This is a genomic window from Atopobium sp. oral taxon 416, assembly GCF_018128285.1.
Taxonomy (GTDB): Bacteria; Actinomycetota; Coriobacteriia; order Coriobacteriales; family Atopobiaceae; genus Olsenella_L.
Genome location: NZ_CP072380.1, coordinates 1,771,768 through 1,791,265, shown reverse-complemented (window position 1 = coordinate 1,791,265; position 19,498 = coordinate 1,771,768). Strand labels below are relative to the sequence as shown.

General features: G+C 56.5%; 21 protein-coding genes and 2 pseudogenes. 19 read left to right on the top strand and 4 right to left on the bottom strand.

What is annotated here, in order from left to right; genetic code table 11:
- Positions 1 to 35: 35 nt before the first annotated feature.
- The 3 genes and pseudogenes from J4859_RS09440 to J4859_RS16970 all read right to left on the bottom strand — a co-directional run.
- A pseudogene (locus J4859_RS09440) lies at positions 36 to 494 on the bottom strand (transposase); the annotation flags it as partial.
- A gap of 24 nt (positions 495 to 518) precedes the next feature.
- Positions 519 to 603 (bottom strand): annotated as a pseudogene (locus J4859_RS17725) (hypothetical protein); the annotation flags it as partial.
- 95 nt (positions 604 to 698) lie between these two features.
- Entirely contained in the window at positions 699 to 830 is a 132-nt protein-coding gene (locus J4859_RS16970) for a hypothetical protein (RefSeq protein ID WP_256436711.1), read from the bottom strand.
- 741 nt (positions 831 to 1,571) lie between these two features.
- Between J4859_RS16970 and rplS the strand changes: the two genes are divergently transcribed.
- The 8 genes from rplS to J4859_RS09400 all read left to right on the top strand — a co-directional run bounded on the left by rplS (position 1,572) and on the right by J4859_RS09400 (position 9,208).
- Positions 1,572 to 1,916, top strand: a complete 345-nt coding sequence (rplS, locus tag J4859_RS09435) for a 50S ribosomal protein L19 (RefSeq protein ID WP_212329352.1) — start codon at positions 1,572 to 1,574, stop codon at positions 1,914 to 1,916.
- Positions 1,917 to 1,994: 78 nt separating this feature from the next.
- Positions 1,995 to 2,774: a ribonuclease HII gene (locus J4859_RS09430; protein WP_212329350.1), complete on the top strand. Its 780-nt coding sequence runs from the start codon at positions 1,995 to 1,997 to the stop codon at positions 2,772 to 2,774.
- 114 nt (positions 2,775 to 2,888) lie between these two features.
- On the top strand, positions 2,889 to 3,497 hold the full coding sequence (locus J4859_RS09425; RefSeq protein ID WP_212329348.1) for a YraN family protein: 609 nt from the start codon (positions 2,889 to 2,891) through the stop codon (positions 3,495 to 3,497).
- Between the two features lie 21 nt (positions 3,498 to 3,518).
- The gene (locus J4859_RS09420) at positions 3,519 to 4,412 is read left to right on the top strand and encodes a DNA-processing protein DprA (protein ID WP_212329346.1); all 894 of its coding nucleotides are present in this window, start codon (positions 3,519 to 3,521) and stop codon (positions 4,410 to 4,412) included.
- Between the two features lie 6 nt (positions 4,413 to 4,418).
- Positions 4,419 to 5,750: a methylenetetrahydrofolate--tRNA-(uracil(54)-C(5))-methyltransferase (FADH(2)-oxidizing) TrmFO gene (gene trmFO / locus J4859_RS09415; RefSeq protein ID WP_212329344.1), complete on the top strand. Its 1,332-nt coding sequence runs from the start codon at positions 4,419 to 4,421 to the stop codon at positions 5,748 to 5,750.
- Positions 5,743 to 6,690: a site-specific tyrosine recombinase/integron integrase gene (xerA, locus tag J4859_RS09410; RefSeq protein ID WP_212329341.1), complete on the top strand. Its 948-nt coding sequence runs from the start codon at positions 5,743 to 5,745 to the stop codon at positions 6,688 to 6,690. The genes trmFO and xerA overlap by 8 nt, the downstream gene beginning before the upstream one ends.
- A 579-nt stretch (positions 6,691 to 7,269) precedes the next feature.
- Positions 7,270 to 8,799 (top strand): B12-binding domain-containing radical SAM protein, encoded by a 1,530-nt coding sequence (locus tag J4859_RS09405; protein ID WP_212329339.1) that lies wholly within the window; start codon positions 7,270 to 7,272, stop codon positions 8,797 to 8,799.
- A gap of 262 nt (positions 8,800 to 9,061) precedes the next feature.
- Positions 9,062 to 9,208 carry a hypothetical protein gene (locus J4859_RS09400; protein ID WP_212329337.1) on the top strand — a complete coding sequence of 49 codons (147 nt, stop codon included), beginning with the start codon at positions 9,062 to 9,064 and terminating at the stop codon, positions 9,206 to 9,208.
- Positions 9,209 to 9,317: 109 nt separating this feature from the next.
- Here J4859_RS09400 and J4859_RS09395 read toward each other — a convergent pair whose 3' ends face one another.
- Positions 9,318 to 9,734: a hypothetical protein gene (locus tag J4859_RS09395; RefSeq protein WP_212329336.1), complete on the bottom strand. Its 417-nt coding sequence runs from the start codon at positions 9,732 to 9,734 to the stop codon at positions 9,318 to 9,320.
- A 56-nt stretch (positions 9,735 to 9,790) separates the two neighbouring features.
- Here J4859_RS09395 and J4859_RS09390 point away from each other — a divergent pair, with 56 nt between their 5' ends.
- From J4859_RS09390 to ispG, 11 genes are all read left to right on the top strand, one after another.
- Positions 9,791 to 10,108 carry a hypothetical protein gene (locus J4859_RS09390; protein WP_212329334.1) on the top strand — a complete coding sequence of 106 codons (318 nt, stop codon included), beginning with the start codon at positions 9,791 to 9,793 and terminating at the stop codon, positions 10,106 to 10,108.
- Positions 10,109 to 10,515: 407 nt separating this feature from the next.
- Entirely contained in the window at positions 10,516 to 10,644 is a 129-nt protein-coding gene (locus tag J4859_RS16965; RefSeq protein WP_256436710.1) for a hypothetical protein, read from the top strand.
- Between the two features lie 283 nt (positions 10,645 to 10,927).
- The gene (rpsB, locus tag J4859_RS09385; RefSeq protein ID WP_212329332.1) at positions 10,928 to 11,707 is read left to right on the top strand and encodes a 30S ribosomal protein S2; all 780 of its coding nucleotides are present in this window, start codon (positions 10,928 to 10,930) and stop codon (positions 11,705 to 11,707) included.
- 71 nt (positions 11,708 to 11,778) lie between these two features.
- Positions 11,779 to 12,651, top strand: coding sequence for a translation elongation factor Ts (gene tsf / locus J4859_RS09380; protein WP_212329330.1), 873 nt, complete (start codon positions 11,779 to 11,781; stop codon positions 12,649 to 12,651).
- Positions 12,652 to 12,790: 139 nt separating this feature from the next.
- On the top strand, positions 12,791 to 13,516 hold the full coding sequence (pyrH, locus tag J4859_RS09375; protein ID WP_212329328.1) for a UMP kinase: 726 nt from the start codon (positions 12,791 to 12,793) through the stop codon (positions 13,514 to 13,516).
- A gap of 1 nt (position 13,517) precedes the next feature.
- On the top strand, positions 13,518 to 14,063 hold the full coding sequence (frr, locus tag J4859_RS09370) for a ribosome recycling factor (protein WP_212329326.1): 546 nt from the start codon (positions 13,518 to 13,520) through the stop codon (positions 14,061 to 14,063).
- Positions 14,064 to 14,849 carry an isoprenyl transferase gene (locus J4859_RS09365; protein WP_212329324.1) on the top strand — a complete coding sequence of 262 codons (786 nt, stop codon included), beginning with the start codon at positions 14,064 to 14,066 and terminating at the stop codon, positions 14,847 to 14,849.
- Positions 14,846 to 15,799, top strand: coding sequence for a phosphatidate cytidylyltransferase (locus J4859_RS09360; RefSeq protein ID WP_212329322.1), 954 nt, complete (start codon positions 14,846 to 14,848; stop codon positions 15,797 to 15,799). Before J4859_RS09365 ends, J4859_RS09360 begins: the two co-directional genes overlap by 4 nt.
- A complete protein-coding gene (gene dxr / locus J4859_RS09355) occupies positions 15,796 to 16,986 on the top strand; it encodes a 1-deoxy-D-xylulose-5-phosphate reductoisomerase (RefSeq protein WP_249113583.1) in 1,191 nt (396 codons plus the stop codon). The genes J4859_RS09360 and dxr overlap by 4 nt, the downstream gene beginning before the upstream one ends.
- Before the next feature lie 2 nt (positions 16,987 to 16,988).
- Complete coding sequence (locus tag J4859_RS09350) at positions 16,989 to 18,368, top strand: site-2 protease family protein (RefSeq protein ID WP_212329320.1); 1,380 nt, start codon at positions 16,989 to 16,991, stop codon at positions 18,366 to 18,368.
- Positions 18,368 to 19,450, top strand: coding sequence for a flavodoxin-dependent (E)-4-hydroxy-3-methylbut-2-enyl-diphosphate synthase (gene ispG / locus J4859_RS09345; RefSeq protein WP_212329312.1), 1,083 nt, complete (start codon positions 18,368 to 18,370; stop codon positions 19,448 to 19,450). The genes J4859_RS09350 and ispG overlap by 1 nt, the downstream gene beginning before the upstream one ends.
- The last annotated feature ends 48 nt before the right edge of the window (positions 19,451 to 19,498 follow it).

Sequence of the window (19,498 nt, the reverse complement as noted above, 5' to 3'; positions counted from 1 at the left end):
GCGATGGGCCTCCCTTTTTAGGCTCTTCGCTGTTTCTAGTGGGTAGCGTATGCCAGCTGCCTCTGGGCCGTGAAGTCCAGACGGCCCAGCCTGAGCAAGATCATCGTCCTGAAGTAGGCAATGCTCCTGAAGCCCCTGGCGATGCTGCGGGCGGACTGGACGACCGAGTTGAGGCCTTCCAGGAACGAGTTGGTAGATCCCCTCTTCCACCAGTTGAGGATCCCTTCCCGCTCCTTCCTGAGCGTCCTCGCCACGCTCTTCATCTCGGCCACGGCAGAGTGCATCATCCACGAGCAGAGGCGCTCTGGGGCCTCTGCCGCCGATTCCCTGTCTGCGCATGAATAGACGTCCTGCAGCGCCTCTCCCATCTGGCAGGCGCGTGCCTCCCTGAGATGGGCCTTCGCAGGGTCGAGCTCCTCCCTCCTGGCAAGCTGGCGCTTTGTGAGCGACTCCTTCTTCTTCAGCCACAGGTACTTCGTCTGGGCAAGCTGCCTTGTACTTCTCCGCCGACTCGCGCCGCTCTTGGCACCTCACAGGGTCTGTCGCCCTCATCAGGAGCTGCACCACATGGAAGCTGTCCACGCTCTGTATGGCCTGGGGCATCTTGGCGCCGCCCCCCCAGCGAGTATGCCTTAAGCCATGTCGCGTATGACCTCTAAGACCTTCGTGCGGTCCCCTGCGTGCTCCTTAAGCTCGTCTCAGAGCCTGCCTAAGGCCCCCTTGTCCCTGCCTTGCGTGACGGCTATGGCACGCTGGTGGTCGAGGTTGGCCATGATGCTGATGTAGCTCTGGTTGCGCTTGCGGGCGGTATCGTCTATGCTCACGCGCACGACATCCGAGTAGTCGGCGGCATCCCTCGCCTCGGCTACGGCCTTGCCCAGCAGGCACCATATGCGCGTGGGCTGTCTCGTGCACCAGATGCGCTATCGCGGAGACGCTCATGCCAAAGAGCGCCATCACTTATCACCTGCGCCTCGAAGAGCGCGGTGAAGTGCGTCTTCGGGCGCACCTTTCAGGGCATCCTTGTGGCATGCACGCCGTCTTTGGAGCAGTCGGCCCTGGGCAGCGCGCAGTGCACGATCGTATCGCACTGCCAGATGCTAAGATGTCACAAGGTCCTCTCGCGCGTGTCGTAGGTGCCGCACCTCCTGTGGCAGACGGGGCACTCCACCGCCTGGCCCTTCCTGTGCGCCACCCTCACATGGAGCTCGTCTTGCGCTTCCTCGCGCTTCTTAAACCAGACACCCGTGACCTCCCACTCGTCGCTGAGTCCCCTGGGACCTCTTAAAGAGCCTTGCTAGCATGCCTGCCTTAAGCATCCATATCGCACCTTAGGAACGCAGCCTCCTGTCGGGGAAAATCCTACCGTTTAAAGGCCACACCCTCAAGGGGATGCAGATATGCTACCCACCATAAGTAGCGAAGAGCCCCTTTTTGTGCCAAACGTGGCTTTTGTATGAATGGCTGAGCGTGTTGCTTGAGCTGCTGCATCCGGTTATACTAAATACTTGCGTGTCAACCTATGTGTCGAACGCTTGTGCGGCGGCACCTCTAGAGATAAGGAAATCACAATGGATTACATTCGCGCAATTGAGCGTCAGCAGATCCGTGAGGACATCCCACAGGTCCATGTCGGTGACAACGTTCAGGTTCACTACCGCATTAAGGAAGGCGACCGTGAGCGTGAGCAGGTCTTTCAGGGTGACGTTATCCGCATGAGCGGCTCCGGTGCTTGTGAGACTTTCACCGTCCGTAAGGTCAGTTTCGGCGTCGGCGTCGAGCGTACCTTCCCGGTGAACAGCCCGAAGATCGCGTCGCTGAACATCGTACGTCACGGCGATGTCAACCGTGCAAAGCTCTACTACCTACGTGACCGTGTAGGTAAGGCTGCACGTCTGCGTGAACGTCGTCAATAGAGTTTGCTGGTATTGATGGGGTATAGAGGGTCGCTTACAGGCGGTCCTCTTTTCTTATGGATCGAAGAATAGGCTCACATGGTCGAGAAGAGAAATACCGCGCACGCGATTGTGGAACAACTCCACGAGGCTTCGGTGGAGGGGCTTCCGAAGCTGATCCAGATCCATCGCTCTGATAGGAGAAAACAGGTGCAGGCTGCCTGCAAGTCGGCAGAGCGGCGCTTAGAGCTTGAAACGAAGGAGCGCAACCGCGTCCAGGAGATGTATGACCTACAGGTCCAAATGGGTGGCACCGGCGTCGTGATCGGCGTCGACGAAGTAGGGCGTGGGGCTATAGCGGGACCTCTGTATGTCGGGGCTGTAGCCCTCCCACAGGGGCCGAAGGTCTGGGGTATCAACGATTCCAAGCAGCTGTCCCCACAACGGCGCGAAGAGCTGGCCTCACAGATTGCGGATGTAGCAACAGCGATCGGCTTTGGTATCGTCTCCGCTGAGAAGATCGACGAGCTGGGTATGGCTAAGGCGCTCCGCTTCGCAATGGCCCAAGCCATCAAGGGCTGCAGGATAGAGCCAGACTGTGTGCTGATCGACGGCAACCCCGCACACGTCCATCCCAAAGAGAAGTGCCTCGTGAAAGGTGATGCTCGGGTGGCCTGTATCGCCGCCGCTTCCATCGTGGCCAAAGTGACGCGTGATCACTATATGGAACAAGTCTCCCAAGAGTATCCTGCCTACGGATGGGATCGCTGTAAGGGGTACGGCTCTGCGGACCATATCGCAGCTATTAAGCGCTATGGTCTCACCCCGTACCACCGGGCGACCTTCTGCACGCATTTTGTCCAAGGGACGCAGTACTGAGCGCTTCGATGTCTCGGCATACCCCTGCGTCAGATTCCTGCGATTTTGGGTGTCCGATGCAGTCAGATTCCTTTGATACGCTCTGTTCCACAGTATTCAACCGAAAGGATTGCTATGGCAGGGAAAACAGTGCGTGCGAAAAAGGCCGTAAAGGATAAGCAGGCAACGTCCAAGGACAAACCAGTACCCACCATACCAGAGGAGGATTCCGCTCAGGAGCGAAATCTCGCCTCCAAAGAGGGGACGGAGCCGGAAGAGCCTGCAAGTGAAGAGGTCGAAGAGCTCAAGGGCCTGACTGAGGAGGAACTCCGGGAAAAGGGTCTCAAAGTCACCAAAGAGTTTTTGAAGCGCAGAGGTTTGCGCGTGATCGATCAGAACGTCGAGACCCGCCAAGGCACCATCGATGTGGTAGCGGACGATAAGGATGAACGGGTACTGATCCTCTCTCAGACAGAGCTGGCACTAGGGGATAGCAAAACACTGCCGGACCTCGCCGTGAGCGATGAGGAATACCGACACCTGCGTCAGCTGCTCTTCGCCTATCTCTCTGAGCACTACGCGGCAAAGATCCGTCTCGATATGATCGCCCTGAGCATCGTCGGGCATCACCGTGCCCGCCTGCGCCACTTGATCGGCGTGTACCGGTGGAGGGATGTGGACAACGAAAGCATCTTCTGGAAGCAGCCCGACGCGGACGCCTGTGCCGCAGACAACATGCAGTAGCTGTTTGAGGGATCTACGACCATGGAATTCGAACGCTTTGAGCTCAACGAAGGGGATACCGGCTATCCCATACAGATTGCGGATGGCTATGAGAAGTTGCCGGTGATCTATGGAGTGGGAAACCGGGAGATCCTGCAGCAGCCAATGCTTGCGATCATCGGTGCTCGCCGGGCGACGCCCTATGGGATCGATCTGGCTTATCAGGCGGGGCGTCTGGCAGCGCAGGCCGGTATCACTGTGGTATCCGGTGGCGCAATGGGCTGTGACCACGCAGCGAGCAGAGGGGCGCTTGAAGCCGGTGGCACCTCGGTGATCGTCTCGGGCATCGGTGCCGACCTTGTCTATCCCAAAAGCTCTGAGGATATCTTTTCCTGGGTACCCCGAACTGGAGGAGCGGTTATCGCGCTTGAATCCTGGGGTCAATACGTCCGTCGCTACGCTTTCCCCAAACGCAACCGGTTGATCGCAGCCTTGGCGACTTCGCTTTTGGTTACTGAGGCGGGGAAGCATTCGGGGACGATGACAACGGCGGACGCGGCGATGCGTATGGGGAGAAATATCTACGCCTATCCGGGTTCGGTCTATTCAGCCACCTCCCGAGGAACTAACTACCTGATTGCAAATGGGGCTGAGCTGATCCTCGATGCTGCGGATCTTGCCAGCCGCCTCTCACTGGACTTCGGAGTGCACTTCAACCAAAACGAAGTGAAGCTTCCCAGGCGTGGGGAGATCCTGTCAGCTCTTGTTGCCAATCCATACTCAGCCCGTGAATTAGCGAGTAAGATAACGAGTACACCGTTAACGATCATTGATACGCTAACCATGTACGAGGAAGAAGGGTATATCGTACGGATGCTGGACGGTAGATACACCGTAACCGCCCGGGGTTTTCATGCGATAGGCACAAAGGAGTAGAAAAGCATGCAGCATGAGGTATGTGTGGTCGGTGCAGGTCTCGCCGGGTCGGAATGTGCCCTACAGCTTGCGAAGCGTGGTATACACGTAAAGCTGTATGAGGCCCGGCCCAAACTGCAGACTGCGGTCCATCACACCTCCCTATGTGCGGAGCTTGTCTGCTCCAACTCGTTTAAAGCGACGCGGCTTGACAGCGCCTCCGGCCTCCTCAAGCGTGAGCTTCAGATGACGGGGTCAGAGCTGATCAGACGGGCGCAGGAGCATGCCGTGCAGGCGGGCGGTGCCCTCGCGGTTGACCGAGAAGGTTTTGCCCAATCGGTGACCGATGAGGTGACCACAAACCCCAACATCGAATTGATCCGGGAAGAAGTGAAAGAGATTCCGGAGGGACCCACGGTGATCGCGGCAGGTCCACTCTGCTCAGATACCCTCTTTGATTCCCTTGCGAAGCGGCTGGGGACCGAGGCGCTTGCCTTCTATGATGCCGCGGCACCGATCGTCGATGCTACCACGCTCGACTACGATGAGGTTTTCTCCCAGACCCGCTACGACAGCACCTCAAAGGGGGATTACCTCAACTGTCCGATGGACAAAGAGGAGTATGAGGCCTTCTATACGGAGCTGATCGGAGCTAAGCGTGTGATCGCCCGGGACTTCGAGCAGAAGGATCTCTTCAGCGCCTGCCAGCCGGTAGAAGAAGTCGCTCGAACCGGGCATGACTCCCTACGTTTTGGGGCACTCAAACCGGTCGGCCTGACCGATCCAAGAACCGGCCATCGCCCCTGGGCGGTGGTGCAGCTGCGTGCGGAGAATGCGCAGAAGTCTGCCTACAACTTGGTGGGATTCCAGACGAATCTCACCTGGCCTGAGCAGAAGCGTGTCTTTCGTCTGATTCCAGGGCTTGAGCATGCTGACTTCTTCCGATATGGGGTGATGCACCGCAACTCCTTTGTGGATTCCCCGCATGTATTGGACCAAAGTTTCGGGATTCCGGGAACCGAGGTGAGGTTAGCCGGCCAAATCACCGGGACAGAGGGCTACGTTGAAGCGATCGCTTCGGGGCTCTTTGCCGCACTCAATACCTATGCCGCACTCATCGGTACCGATCAAGTGCGCCTGCCCAAGACGACGGCGTTTGGATCGCTGGTTGCCTATGCGACTGATCCTGGGACGGTGCAGTATCAGCCGATGCACGTTAACTTCGGCCTTGTGACGCCTCTTGCGGTTCCCAAACGCAATAAACGTGAGCGCTATGCCGCCTACTCTGAGCGCGCGCAAGATGATCTTGATGCCTATATCGTGAGTAGGCCTGACCTCTTTGCAGATGCCTATGAGTGAGAACACGCTAGAGACTCGCACCGCGCAGCAGGAGGTGTTCTCCAAATATATTGAGGAGTTTCTTGACTACCTGCATACGGTGCGTAACCTGTCGCCGCAGACCATAAAGGCTTACCGAAGTGACCTCGAAGCCTACAAGCGCTGGGTTACGCGGGAAGGTATCTGCCCGCTTGAGATCACACATCGACAACTCCGCCACTATCTTCTGGAGCTGACACAGGCAGGGTATGCCGTCACAACAATCGATCGGCACTTGAGTGCGCTGCGGACCCTGTACAGATGGCTCTCGACGACGGATAAAATCACGAATAACGTAACCGATGCGCTGGAGGATCCGAAGGCACAGCGCAGACTGCCCCGTGTTATGAAGGACAGCGACGTCGACAAACTGATCGATTCGTGTGAGGACACGCCCGAAGGGCTGCGGGACCGTGCCTTCCTCGAGTTGCTCTATGCCACCGGTGCCCGTATCTCGGAGACATCCGGGCTCAATGTGGAAGACCTCGATATGAACCAAATGCAGGTCAAGCTGTTCGGCAAAGGCTCCAAGGAACGGATCGTCCCGTTCTACCGGCAGGCGCAGGTCGCGCTCGAGAACTATCTGGAGCAGGGGAGGCCGGCGCTACTTGTGAAAAAGTCCAACAATAGGACGCATGCGCTGTTCATATCAACACGAGGAAACCGGATGAGTGCGGCGGCATTGAGGCGGCGGTTCGAATGGCAGCTTAAAGTTGCCGGCATCGATCCCTCATTTACACCCCATGCTCTGCGTCACACCTTTGCCACGGAGTTACTTTCAGGTGGTGCGGACCTCAGAAGTGTGCAGGAGCTCTTGGGACATGAGTCGCTTGCCACGACGCAGATCTATACGCACCTTTCAGTTCAGCGCCTCAAACAGGCAGTGCATCAGGCGCATCCGCGCAGTGGGATGGATTCATAGACCGGGGCGAGATTCCAGTGTCCGGCTCAACGGGAACTGCATCATGGGGAGCTGCTGTACAGATGAACTACGTTTGCCTAAACTAGGGTTTAGTGAGGCATCATCTCCTCCAGCTGAGTGATGACCTCGTAGGGGAGGTTGTTCAGAGCCTCCCCCTCTTATGACTAAAGCGCCTGCTCTGTGATGGGATACAACAGCGCTCAGAAGCGGATGTTCCGCTTACCTGCGCATCTCTTTTTCTGAGATCGTATTGCGTTTACTAGAGGTGTGAATATAATGATGAAGCTAAAGGCAGCATGAACCGGGATGCCGCTTTAAGACCGCAGCCGAGACTGTACGTTCAAGCGCTGTAAGGACACGCGGTGTCCGCACTGAGAGCAATGAAGGCGGCGGAGCGTGTTTCCACACATGTTTAAGGAAGCTGTGCGGGCATTGGATGCCTTGAGAATCTCTAACACCGAGGCGTTTACAAAATCTGAATAGTTGCCCTCCAACAGACGCTGATTCTTAAGTGGATGACGTTTATGCATTTGGAACGTGTCATTCCCGGATACCTTTCTTATATTGGAAGAAGATGAAATGAACGTCATTTTTATTGTTCCGGCGCCAGTCTTTAAGCGCAACCCGATCTATCGGCTAGGTGGCAAGCTCTATGGCCATTCCAATCCCATCGTCGGACCCATGATCTTGGGCGCGATCGCCAAACGTGCCGGGCACCATGTGGAGTGCTACCAGGAGCTGCACGGTCCAGTTGACTACAGACGGCTGCTCAAGGTTGCGGATATCGTGTGCCTCTATACGATGACTGCAACCGCCAAGCGCGCCTATGAGATTGGCGATATGTTCCACGAGCAGGGCCATGCTCGGGTGATGATCGGCGGCATCCATGCCTCTGCTATGCCTGAGGAAGCTATCAAACACGCCGACCAGGTAATCGTCGGAGAGGGTGAGAGCGTATTTCTCGACTGTATCGAAGGCAGGATCAGCGATCCGATCGTGAAGGCTAAACCGGTCTGCAATCTCGATGAGCTGCCGTTCCCGGATTATTCGATTCTCAAGACCCCGTGCGAATGCGCAAACATTGTGACTACCCGTGGGTGCCCCTATTGCTGCGCCTTCTGCACCACGAGCCGCATGTTCCACCCCTATCGTGAGCGCAGCGTCGACGACGTTATGAATGAAATCCGCTACGTTCACGATCTGGGCTTCAAGTACATGAACTTCGAGGATGACAACTTCACTGCGAACAAAGAGCGCGCCAAGGAGATCTGCCGCCGGATGATCGACGAGGGCTTAACCTTTAAGGAGACCTTCTTCTTCGGGCGCACCGATATGGCAAACGACGAGGAGCTGCTCGATCTGCTGTCCCGCGCACACCTGAACCGTGTCCTGATCGGTATCGAGTCCCTCAACCAGGAGGCGCTTGACTCCATCAACAAGGGCAACAAGGTCGATGATATCCGCCGTGCGGGAGAAGCCTGTCGTCGCCACGGTATCCGCCTCATCGCCTCGATTGTCCTCGGTATCGATGCGGACTCCCATGCGGACATCCGCCGCTCCTATGAGTTCGCCCGCGATATCGGGGCCTATCAGATTCAGCCCGCGATCCTGACGCCGCTGCCGGGCACCCCGGTCTACGAGGGCTTGGTCGATGAAGGCCGCATGATCACCGACAACTGGGATCTCTTTGATATGGTCAACGTGACCTTTCAGCCCAAGAAGATGAGCCCCTGGGAGCTGCAAGAGTGCATGTTCGAGGCGATCGAGTGCGTCTACAACCTGCGTGGCGCAATGGATATCTGGCGTACGTTTGGGCCGGAGTATGGCCTGAGGCGTATCTATCTGGCCTTTGTCTCACACGCAGGTCCAATGCTCGCCGAGTGGGTGGCGGACAACGTACCGGTCTCGGTCTACTACAAGCTGAAGCATACGCCCTGGATGTATGCGAAAGAAAATGGTGTAGAGGAAACGGTGAGTCAGCCGAAGGAACCCGAGAAGCACAATTGTGGTCTCCTTGGCCCGAATATGGTGAAGAACCTTGCGGTTATCGTGGGTAGTGTCTTGGCGGTTGCCGGGTTAGCAAAGCTCGGGAGACGTGCGCCTGCATAGGCAAACTGATGTGATGTTGCGGTTTTGATAACCGATTGATCATACAGACACTATCGTGTAGATCAGAAAGCCCAGGGCATCGCGCCCTGGGCTTTCTGCAGGGGGGATTGGATTTTCAGGAGTGAACTGTATGTGCCTAGTGGCCAAAATGCTGGACAGATCTATGATCGTTTTGGAACAAATGTTCTAGTATCAACTCTTATCTTCGCATCAGTGGTGGAGAGGAATCTGATATAGGCGAATGCAGCGAGTGGTCGAGGATATGTTCGGGGCCGTTAAGGCTTCGAAGGTTCCAGCCGCGATTCGACTGCTTGAGGCCGGTGGCGCCGGTTGCACCAAACGGAAGAACGCAGAAGAGATGTATCTGAAGCTGAAGGACGAAGCGGCCAGGTGCAAAAACGAAGGCTGAGTAGGTTGTCTTAAATGCGTCGATCAAGTGGGGTACCTTTACGGAAACCGAGGATAGCGTTATTGCACATAAATCATCCTTTGCACAATGTGCAGATGCGTCTGAACCGCTAGTCCTTCGAGCTGGGCCTTATGCCGTAGAACTCCCTGTCTGACAGCGTCTTTGGGACGCGCATTGCGCGGTCCAGCACCCTGGCGGCCTTCTCCATCTTGTCTTCGGAGCCATTCATCATGACGTGGAACAGCTCGAGCCAGCCTGGGAGGTCGTCCCTGTCGAATCCGGAATGCGAGTTGAGGAAGGTCTCCAGCAGGAAGCACAGGCGGTTCACCTCCCTGAGCGGGTTCTCCTTGTCGGGCATGCGCGAGATCTCCCTTGCGTCGTACTCGACGCTCTCCCAAGACAGCCTCTCGACCAGCACCGAATGGGACCTCTCCTTGTCGTGGGAGAGTGTGGAGCCTTCCGCGATGTGGCTTCCGTATGCCTCCCAGACCCTGGCCCTGCTCGGCTTTCCCCTGCCGCACGACATGAAGACCGACCTGCCCTCCGCGTCGCAGCCACGCAGAGCTTGTTCCTCGAGAGGCCGTGCTTCCTGCTCCCGTCCGCATTGAGCTGCTCGTTGGCGCGGGCTCGCGGATAGTACTTCTCGTCGATCTCGACGTCGCCGGACAGCACGACGCCGTCCTGGATCCCGTCCAGGACTTAGAACAGCTCCGCTATCCAGTAGGGCAGTGTGGTCTTTGGCCTGCACTCCTCCCTTATCAGGCTGTTCATGCTCTCGACCGAGAAGGTCTGGAGCAGAAATTCGCACCGCTCGGACACCGGAGCCTGTGTCCCTGGAATATGGTGCCGTCCATGGGCGTGAACGTCCTGCCGCAGAAGGGGCAGCTGTCCCGCACGTAGCCATTGAAGAAGGCGCCCTCCTGCTTGGCAGAGAGCGGCGAGTGCCGGTACCTGTACATGCTCCTGTGGCTCTGCATGACGGCCATCTCGGCAGGCGTCATGGGAGCTGTCCGCCACGTCGTCCCAGGGCATGGCGGAAGGCGCGGCATAGCGCCGCTTCTCTCCGCTTGTGGTAGCAGTCCTAGCTGGCCGGGTGGGAGGCGGCGCCTAGGACTACCACATCGCAAGAGCGCCGCCACCCGCCCCGCCATTCTCGCGGGTCGATATGTGGTTAGTCCGATTATAGGGCGTGGAGCCCAGAGCCCCCTGTCAGGCTGCACATTCTGCAAAGGATGATTTTTGCACATCTTGGAATTTATCGCTGTGTCTGTCCGATGTCGCCGAATCTCACAAAGAACACCGAAACTTTGTGCGAGTGCACCGACGGCTTTGAGAAGACTGTCTCTAGCGATCTGGTGGGAAGGCCGGTTGATGCGGTGACGGTGGAGAGTCTCAACCGCGGCGACAAGGAATGCACGATCAGGATCACGCTCTGAGACCTGGTACAATGAGAGTTTACAATAGGGGAGTCTGATCCTGCCCTCTCAGAATCTGAGCGATGTAAGGCGCCCTGATCAGATTCATGGTGCATTCGTGCAGGATAAAACCCTATAGGCAGAAAACAATTCCTAGAGTATACTGTAGTCTTGCTGTGCATCTGCACAGCGATAACTCACACACGTGACTACTCAAAGGCCTGGTGCCTGTGCCTCGAAGCCAAGACGCAGGTGGCGTTTGGGGATGACCTCACGTGGACGTAGAACCAATGGAGGTTTTAGTATGGCTGCAAAGATTAACATTCACACGCTGCTCGAGGCTGGTGTCCACTACGGTCACCAGACACGTCGTTGGAACCCGAAGATGAAACCGTATATCTTCGGCGAGCGCAATGGTGTGTACATTCTTGACCTGAAGCAGACCATTTTGGGCGCAGATAAGGCATATACCTTCCTGAAGGATACTGCTGCCAAGAATGGCACCATCCTGTTTGTCGGTACCAAGAAGCAGGCTCAAGAAGCCATCAAGACTCAGGCTGAGCGTTGCGGTATGCCGTACATCGCAGAGCGTTGGCTCGGCGGTATGCTCACCAACTTCACCACGATGCGCTCCCGCATCAACCACATGGAGCAGCTTGAGGCAATGGTTGAGGACGGAACTATGGCAACCCTGCCGAAGAAGGAGCAGGCTGTCAACGGCAAGGAGCTCGCTAAGCTGCAGCGTAACTTGGGTGGTGTCCGCAATATGAAGAGCCTTCCGCAGGCCCTCTTTATCGTCGACACTCAGCGCGAGGAGCTCGCGGTGCGTGAGGCCAACCGTCTGCATATCCCCATCGTCGGCTTACTTGACACCAACTGCGATCCTGATGTTATCGACTACGGCATCCCTGCCAACGACGACGCGATCCGCTCCATCAACCTGATGACCGAGATGGTCGCTGACGCGATCCTCGCAGGCTCTGGGAAAGAGCAGATCACCGCTGAGGAGATGGAGGGTAAGGCCCCCGAGGCTGATGAGGCTGAGGATCAGGCTGCAGCAGCAGACAAGCCTGCTGAGAAATGAGGCTTCCTCAATTCCGTTTTTTGTAAGCGCTATCAAGGATTGACGACTGTGAATTCCTAAAGGAGGAATACATGGCAACAAAGATTACCGCTGCAATGGTCAAGCAGCTCCGTGAGATGACCGATTCGCCGATGATGGAGTGCAAGAAGGCACTCACTGAGGCTGATGGCGATATGAACAGGGCTGTCGATATCCTTCGTAAAATGGGTGTCGCAAAGGCTGTCAAGCGTGCAGGCCGTGCCACCAACGAGGGCAACGTCGGCATCTATGTCTCCGACGACAGCAAGACCGCAGGCATGCTCGAGCTCGCCTGTGAGACCGACTTTGTCGGTGACAACCCCAAGTTCACCGGCTTCTCTGATGATCTAGCCAAGATCGTTGCAGAGAACAAGCCGGCTGACCTCGACGCATTGAAGGCGCTGCCGATGAACGGCCGCACCGTGGGCGACGAGCTCACTGAGCGTATCCACCTCTTTGGTGAGAACATCCAGATCGGCCACTTTGTGGGCAAGACCACAGATAATGGCGCTTTTGCCAGCTATCTGCACGGCGGCGGCAAGCTCGGCGTCCTCGTTGAATTCTCCTTCAAGAACGCAGACACCGCAAGCAATGCTGACTTCAAGGCATACGCACACGATGTCGCCCTGCACGTCGCGGCAACCAACCCGGTAAGCGCTCGTCGTGAGGATATCCCTGAGGAGACCCTCAACCACGAGAAGGAGATCTACAAAGCGCAGGCAAAAGAGTCCGGTAAGCCTGAGGTGATCCAGGAGTGTATCGCGACGGGCCGTCTCGAGAAGTTTTACAAGGAGAACGTCCTGGCTGAGCAGGAGTTCGTGAAGGACCCTGATAAGACAGTCGGTCAACTGACTAAGGAGATTTCCAAGAAGGTCAATGATACGGTTGGCATCGTAGCATTCGATCGTTTCGAAATCGGTGACTAACATCACGTGTTCGAGCCGGTCTTCGGACCGGCTCTTTTTTTAGACGTCGGCTGTGTTGCTCGGCGAATGAGCGGCAGAGAACCGGTGGCTCTGATAGAATGACAACCGGGTACACAAACTGTGATGAGTGGAGGCAAGCTTGCCTAAGTACAAGTACAAGAGAGTGCTTCTGAAGCTTTCAGGCGAGGCGCTGATGGGGTCCCATGATTTCGGTATCGACCCTGAGGTTACCAATCGTCTGGCAGATGAGGTAAAACCGCTGTGGGAAGACGGGGAACAGATCGCAATCGTCGTCGGTGGCGGCAATATCTTCCGCGGACTCACCGGAGCTGCAAGCGGCATGGACCGTGCCCAGGCGGATAACATGGGTATGCTTGCGACGGTGATCAATGCGCTGTCACTGCAGGACACTTTTGAGCACCACGGGATGGATGTGCGCGTGATGAGCGCGTTGGAGATCCGTCAGGTCGCTGAAGTCTACATCCGCCGCCGTGCAATCCGCCATCTGGAGAAAGGCCGCATCGTAATTTTCGCCGCCGGCACTGGCAACCCCTACTTCACGACCGATACTGCCGCAGCGCTGCGTGCCTGCGAGATCAACGCGGAGGTCCTGATGAAGGCCACCAAGGTCGATGGTATCTACGATAAGGACCCGGTTAAGTATCCTGATGCAAAGAAATATGATCAGATCACCTATCTCGATGTATTGACCGAGAACTTGCAGGTTATGGATGCGACAGCGACTGCGTTGTGTCACGATAATAAGATGCCCATCTTGGTCTTCAACATTGATCAGAAAGACAATATTAAGAGTGCCTTACTCGGCAAACACGTAGGAACGATCGTCGTGGAAGAGGAAAGCTGACATGAGTGAGATTACTGACAAAGCGAAGAGTCGCATGGAAAAGTGCCTGGCGGCACTGCAGAAGAACTTCTCGCACGTCCGCACCGGCCGTGCGAACGCCCATGTGCTCGATGGTATCAAGGTCGACTACTACGGTCAGCCGACGCCGATCACTCAGCTGGCAGGTGTCAAGGTGCCGGAGGCTTCCATGCTCGTGATTGAGCCGTGGGACAAGTCATCCCTCAACGCGATTCAGCGTGCGATCGAGTCCTCTGACTTGGGCATCACCCCGTCTAACGACGGCGTCAGCATCCGTCTACCGTTCCCGACGCCGACTGAGGAGCGCCGTAAGGAGCTTGTGAAGGAGTGTCAGAAGTATACCGAGGAAGCCCGTATCGCTATCCGCAACGTCCGTCGCGACGCCAACGAGAAGGCAGAGCACGACGACGAGTATTCCGAGGACGATGTTAAGCACGAGAAGAAGGCAATCCAGAAGCTCACCGACAGCTATATCAAGCGTGCCGACGAGATGCTGAAGACGAAGTCATCCGAAATCATGGAGATCTAGGTGCAGATAGATACTGAAAAGCTCAAAGCCTTCTATGCGGATGCCCCTGACGATATTTCGCTAGACAATATCGCGCTCGATCGAATGCCGTGTCATGTCTCCATCATTATGGACGGCAACGGCAGATGGGCAAAAGCGCGGGGTCTTGATAGATCAGAAGGACATAAGGCGGGTGTGGCGTCACTTAGGGAAACCGTGACGGCCTCAGTCCGTTTAGGTCTCGATGTGCTCTCGGTCTACGCGTTCTCCACGGAGAATTGGAGGCGGTCACAGTACGAAGTCAACATGCTGATGCACCTCTTCGCTACAACGCTTGTGAAGGAGCTACCGCTCTTTCACGAGCACAATGTGCAGCTCAAGTTCTTGGGCGATATTGAAAAACTTCCTATCGAGACCTACAAGGTCTTCAAGCGAGGCTTGGATGAGACTGCGGACCACACCGGCATGATCTTTGCGTTGGCAGTCAACTACGGCGGCAGGGCTGAGATTACCCGTGCCTGCAGACGTATCGTGCAGGAGGTCCACTCTGGGAAGCTTAATCCTGAGGATATCGACGAGGATACGATCTCCGCTGAGCTCTACACCGGAGGGCTTCCAGATCCCGATCTTCTGATCAGGACCTCCGGCGAGATGCGCCTTTCAAACTATCTGCTGTGGCAGTTAGCCTACAGTGAGTTCTATGTCACCGATACCTATTGGCCTGACTTCAATAAGTGGGATTTTCTGCGTGCGATCCGTGCTTATCAGACACGGAACCGGCGCTTTGGAGGCGTAGAGAATAGATGAGTGAGGCCCATGACTCGAACAGGGCTGAAAAGCATGAGAGCCAAGGCATTGATAAGAGTATCGACAGGCTCGAGCGTAAACGCGATGCGCGCGAGCCACTGCGTGTTGCCGGCCGTCTAAGAAGCCAGAAGGTGCGTGGGGGAGCGGAGAAGTTCCTGACGCGCTCCACCTCAGGCGCTATCTATGCGATCATCGTCTTCATCTGCACCTTTTTGGGTATTGAGGCAACGGCGATCATGATTGCGGCGATGGCATGGCTGTGCTGCTCCGAATTCTTCAGAATGTGCCGTATGGCTGGGCGTATGCCTTCTGAAGTGCTGGGCTTAGGTGCGGCGATCCTCTATCCGATCGGTGTGCTTATCAATGGTTATCAGTCCCTCGTCGTGGTGACTATCATCCTCTGTGTCTGCGTGGCGGTCTGGTACGTGATCACCCCACGCGCGAGCATCGGGGATGTTGCGGTCACCATCTTTGGGCCGATCTATACCTCATTCCTCTTCTCTTCCATTGTGTTCATCCGGCAGGCGGATCCGGGTATTGAGGGAGCGCTTCTGACCTTTGGCACCATGGGCTCCATCTGGCTTAACGATGCCTTCGCCTATCTGGTCGGATCCCGCGTCGGCCACCACAAGATGGCCCCAAGGATCTCTCCCAACAAATCCTGGGAAGGTATGTGGGGCGGTATGGTTGGCTCGATGGTTGTCTGGATCCTGATCTCCGTCCTCAATATCATGGATGTCTCATTGCCGCTTGCGATCATCACGGCGCTCCTGTCCGGTGCCACCGGAGTGATCGGTGACCTCTTCGAATCCCGCATCAAGCGTGGGGTTGGGGTCAAAGATTCCGGTAACATTATGCCCGGGCACGGTGGTCTGCTTGACCGTTCGGACTCTATGCTCTTCGGAGCGACGGCGGTCTACATTGTTCTTTTCATAGGAGGAATCGTTTGAGTAATCACACCACGGCAGCCTCCGATACGGACCGTTTGAACATTGCGGTATTGGGCTGCTCCGGCTCTATCGGGACCCAGACGCTCGACGTTGCCCGTCACCATTCCTCTCAGGTACAGATCCTTGCCCTTTCCGTTCATCACAATACGAAAAAACTGGTTGAAGCCGCGCGGGAGTTTTCCTGCTCCTATGTGGCAGTGACTGACCCGGCTCACTCCGACGACAGTGTGCTTCAAGAGCTTCCTCAGGAAACTAAGCTCTTGGTCGGCCCTGAAGCCTTGGTCACGCTTGCAACCCTGCCCGAGGTTGACTGCGTCGTTTCGGCGGTGGTCGGCTTTGCTGGTATCGAGTCAAACTACGCTGCAGCAAAAGCCGGAAAACGCTTGGCTTATGCCAACAAGGAATCGATCGTCGTCGGCGGTGATCTGATTATGCCGCTCTTACATCCCGGTCAGCTGATTCCGGTGGACTCTGAGCACTCCGCGATCTTCCAGTGCCTGCAGGGGGAGCAGAAGGCCTCCCTGTATCGCATCTGGCTCACCTGCTCCGGCGGCCCCTTCTTCGGGAAGGTCAAGCAGGAGCTAGAGCACGTGACGGTGCAGGATGCCCTCGCGCATCCGACGTGGTCCATGGGATCAAAGATTACGATCGACTCCGCAACTTTAATGAATAAGGGGCTTGAGGTGATCGAAGCCTGCCATCTTTTCGATGTGCCAGAGGATAAGATCACCGTCTTGATTCAGCGACAGAGCCGGATCCATTCGATGGTGGAGTTTCGCGACGGCTCCATCAAGGCACAGCTCGGCGCCTCCGACATGCGCGCTTGCATCCGCTATGCCCTAAGCTATCCGAAGCGTTGGGATTCTCCTGAAGCCGAGCGCATTGACTGGGGGAGCGAGCCACCCATCACTTTTAACGAACCCGATATGGAGACTTTTGGCTGCCTGAAGTTAGCGAGACAGGCCTCACGCACCGGCAGGACGATGCCCTGTGCGATGAATGCGGCGAATGAGGTTGCCAATGCGGCCTTCAGACGGGGAGATTGCGGATTTTTGGATATCGAGCGCACCTGCGCTGCGGTTATGGAGCACCATACAATACGTCCGGTTGAAAGCGTCCACCAGCTTGAGGAGGTTGACGCCGAATCTCGGGCCCAGGCCCGGGAGTACCTGGCGGGAAGGCTCTAGCTATGGGTGTGATATCTGCAATCTTTTGGGGAGTCACCTCCCTTTCTTTTCTTGTGTTCATTCATGAGGGTGGACACTATCTTTCTGCGCGCCTCACCGGTATGCGCGTCACTGAGTTCTATCTGGGTTTGCCCTGCAGTATCAAGTGGTTCCACAAATCGAAGCGCTACGGCACCGAGATCGGCGTTACACCGATCCTGCTGGGCGGCTATACCCGTATCTGCGGGATGGAAGGTAGTGACGACCCTCGGCTTGCACCAGTGCTGGCCTATATACAGCAGCAGGGACGTGTATCGATCGAAGAGGTGGAAAAGCAGTTCAACTGCTCCGAAGATGATGCCTGCACGATGCTTGCGACCTTGGCCGACTGGGCGGCCATCGAGGAATACTGGAAGCCCGAGCGCAGCAACAGATATCGCCGGAAGTACATGCCCGACGGCTACCAGACGGTCAAGCGCGATGCACATCTGCTGACCGAATTCGATCGGGAGAGTGATTTCACCTCGAGTGAAGGTGTCACCGTTGCGGGAGAGCCCCGTGACCTCGGGATGTCACCTGAGGAATTCCTGCAGCACGAGAAAAAGCATACCTATGGGGGACACGGCTTTTGGAGCCGCATCATTACGCTCTTTATGGGCCCCCTGATCAATCTTCTTTTCGCCTTCCTGATTGTCGTGCTGGCTCTGACGCTTGCAGGTGTCGACGTTACAGCCAATAAGAACGTAATCGGTGCAGTCTCTGAGGACTCCCTTGCGCAGGCTTCTGGACTGGAAGCCGGCGATACGGTGGAGTCGATCAACGGGGAGACCGTAACTGACTGGCAGAGCCTGACCCAGGCGCTGCAGCCCGCGCTTCAAGCGCACCAAGATTTCGAAATGGTCATTGAGCGAGGTGGGCAGGAGCAGACGATCGAGGTTCAGCCTGACCCGAACGGTTCCCAAACCCTGCTCGGAATCAGTGCCCCCACGGAGCACCTGAATATTGACATCAGACATGCCTGCTTGGTGTCGCTCTCCTATGCACAGCAGGTGGCGCAGGCTGCAGTCTCGCTCATCATCCCGACACACACCACGGAGGTGCTCAATCAGTCGACTTCGATCATGGGGATCTCGGTCATGGCATCAGAGGCGGCCTCGGGAGGAGTATGGGAGTTCTCCCTCTTTGTGGCGGCAATTTCGATGTCGCTCGGCTTCATGAACCTGCTGCCGATTCCCCCTCTGGACGGAGGGAAGATCTTGATTGAGATTATCCAGGCGATCATCCGCCGGCCGCTCTCTCAGAAAGTACAGGTGGGTATCTCCTATATCGGTCTTGCCTTCTTTATCTTTATCTTCATCTTTGTAACGAGAAACGATATAGCACGATTCGTGGTGGGGCAGTAGTGGCAGAACAACAGGCAGCGCGTGAGCGCACGCATCAGGTACATGTGGGGTCGGTCGCCGTGGGAGGGGGTGCCCCGGTCAGCGTACAGTCAATGTGCACGACTCCGACGAGCGATCCTGCGGCAACGCTCAAGCAGATCAATGAGCTTAAGGATGCGGGCTGTGAGATTATTCGTGTGGCAATCCCCAACAAGGCGGCGCTGGACGGCTTTCAGGCCATCTGCGAGGGCTCACCGCTCCCGGTGATCGCGGACATCCACTTCGACTATCAGCTCGCGCTTGAAGCCGCCAAACGGGGTGCCGCTGCCTTCCGTCTTAACCCGGGCAATATCGGTTCGTGGGAGAAGGTCGATGCCTGTATCGACGCTGCCGGGGAGGCCGGAATTCCGATCCGTATCGGTGTCAACGCCGGCTCCTTGGATAAGCGGTACGACGAGCGGCAGGACATTACCCTTACGGACAAACTGGTCGCCTCGTCGCTCTCCTTTGTTGATCACTTCAGCCAGCGCGGCTTTGACGATATCGTACTCTCCGCAAAGGTGCACGACGTGCCGGAGACCTTGGAGACCTACCGTAGACTCTCAAAGGAGCTGCCGCAAGTGCCGTTGCACATCGGCGTGACTGAGGCGGGTACACTGCTGCAGGGTACTGTGAAAAATTCCGTGGCTGTGGGCATCCTGCTTGAGGGGGGCATCGGCGACACGATCAGACTCTCGCTTACCGCTGACCCGGTCGAGGAAGTCAAGGTAGCCTGGGAGCTGCTCTCAGCGCTCAGAATGCGCCGGCTGCATCCGGAGCTGGTGAGCTGCCCTACCTGTGGACGCTGCCAGGTGAACCTGATTGAGATTGCTAACGAAGTGGAGCGCCGCCTGCAGAGCATCAAGGTGCCAATCACTGTAGCAGTGATGGGCTGCGTCGTGAACGGCCCCGGTGAAGCGAAGGATGCTGACATCGGGATCGCCTCCGGCAAGGGCGGAGGGATTCTTTTTGCTCAAGGGAAGCCAATCTGCAAGGTTGCTGAATCCGATATGGTCGAAGCACTGTTTGACGAGATCAATAAACGGTTTCCTGAAGCTGAATAGGGACTGATTTCAGCTATAACGGAGTACGTGTGGCATGAACAAGAATTG

Coding starts and splice junctions, on each gene's coding strand:
- J4859_RS09360 (WP_212329322.1), top strand. CDS start 14,846: ATGAGTGAGGCCCATGACTCGAACAGGGCTGAAAAGCATGAGAGCCAA.
- rpsB (WP_212329332.1), top strand. CDS start 10,928: ATGGCTGCAAAGATTAACATTCACACGCTGCTCGAGGCTGGTGTCCAC.
- tsf (WP_212329330.1), top strand. CDS start 11,779: ATGGCAACAAAGATTACCGCTGCAATGGTCAAGCAGCTCCGTGAGATG.
- J4859_RS09420 (WP_212329346.1), top strand. CDS start 3,519: ATGGAATTCGAACGCTTTGAGCTCAACGAAGGGGATACCGGCTATCCC.
- J4859_RS09425 (WP_212329348.1), top strand. CDS start 2,889: ATGGCAGGGAAAACAGTGCGTGCGAAAAAGGCCGTAAAGGATAAGCAG.
- J4859_RS09405 (WP_212329339.1), top strand. CDS start 7,270: ATGAACGTCATTTTTATTGTTCCGGCGCCAGTCTTTAAGCGCAACCCG.
- xerA (WP_212329341.1), top strand. CDS start 5,743: ATGAGTGAGAACACGCTAGAGACTCGCACCGCGCAGCAGGAGGTGTTC.
- rplS (WP_212329352.1), top strand. CDS start 1,572: ATGGATTACATTCGCGCAATTGAGCGTCAGCAGATCCGTGAGGACATC.
- J4859_RS09400 (WP_212329337.1), top strand. CDS start 9,062: ATGTTCGGGGCCGTTAAGGCTTCGAAGGTTCCAGCCGCGATTCGACTG.
- J4859_RS09430 (WP_212329350.1), top strand. CDS start 1,995: ATGGTCGAGAAGAGAAATACCGCGCACGCGATTGTGGAACAACTCCAC.
- J4859_RS09350 (WP_212329320.1), top strand. CDS start 16,989: ATGGGTGTGATATCTGCAATCTTTTGGGGAGTCACCTCCCTTTCTTTT.
- trmFO (WP_212329344.1), top strand. CDS start 4,419: ATGCAGCATGAGGTATGTGTGGTCGGTGCAGGTCTCGCCGGGTCGGAA.
- J4859_RS09395 (WP_212329336.1), bottom strand. CDS start 9,734: ATGTCGTGCGGCAGGGGAAAGCCGAGCAGGGCCAGGGTCTGGGAGGCA.
- frr (WP_212329326.1), top strand. CDS start 13,518: ATGAGTGAGATTACTGACAAAGCGAAGAGTCGCATGGAAAAGTGCCTG.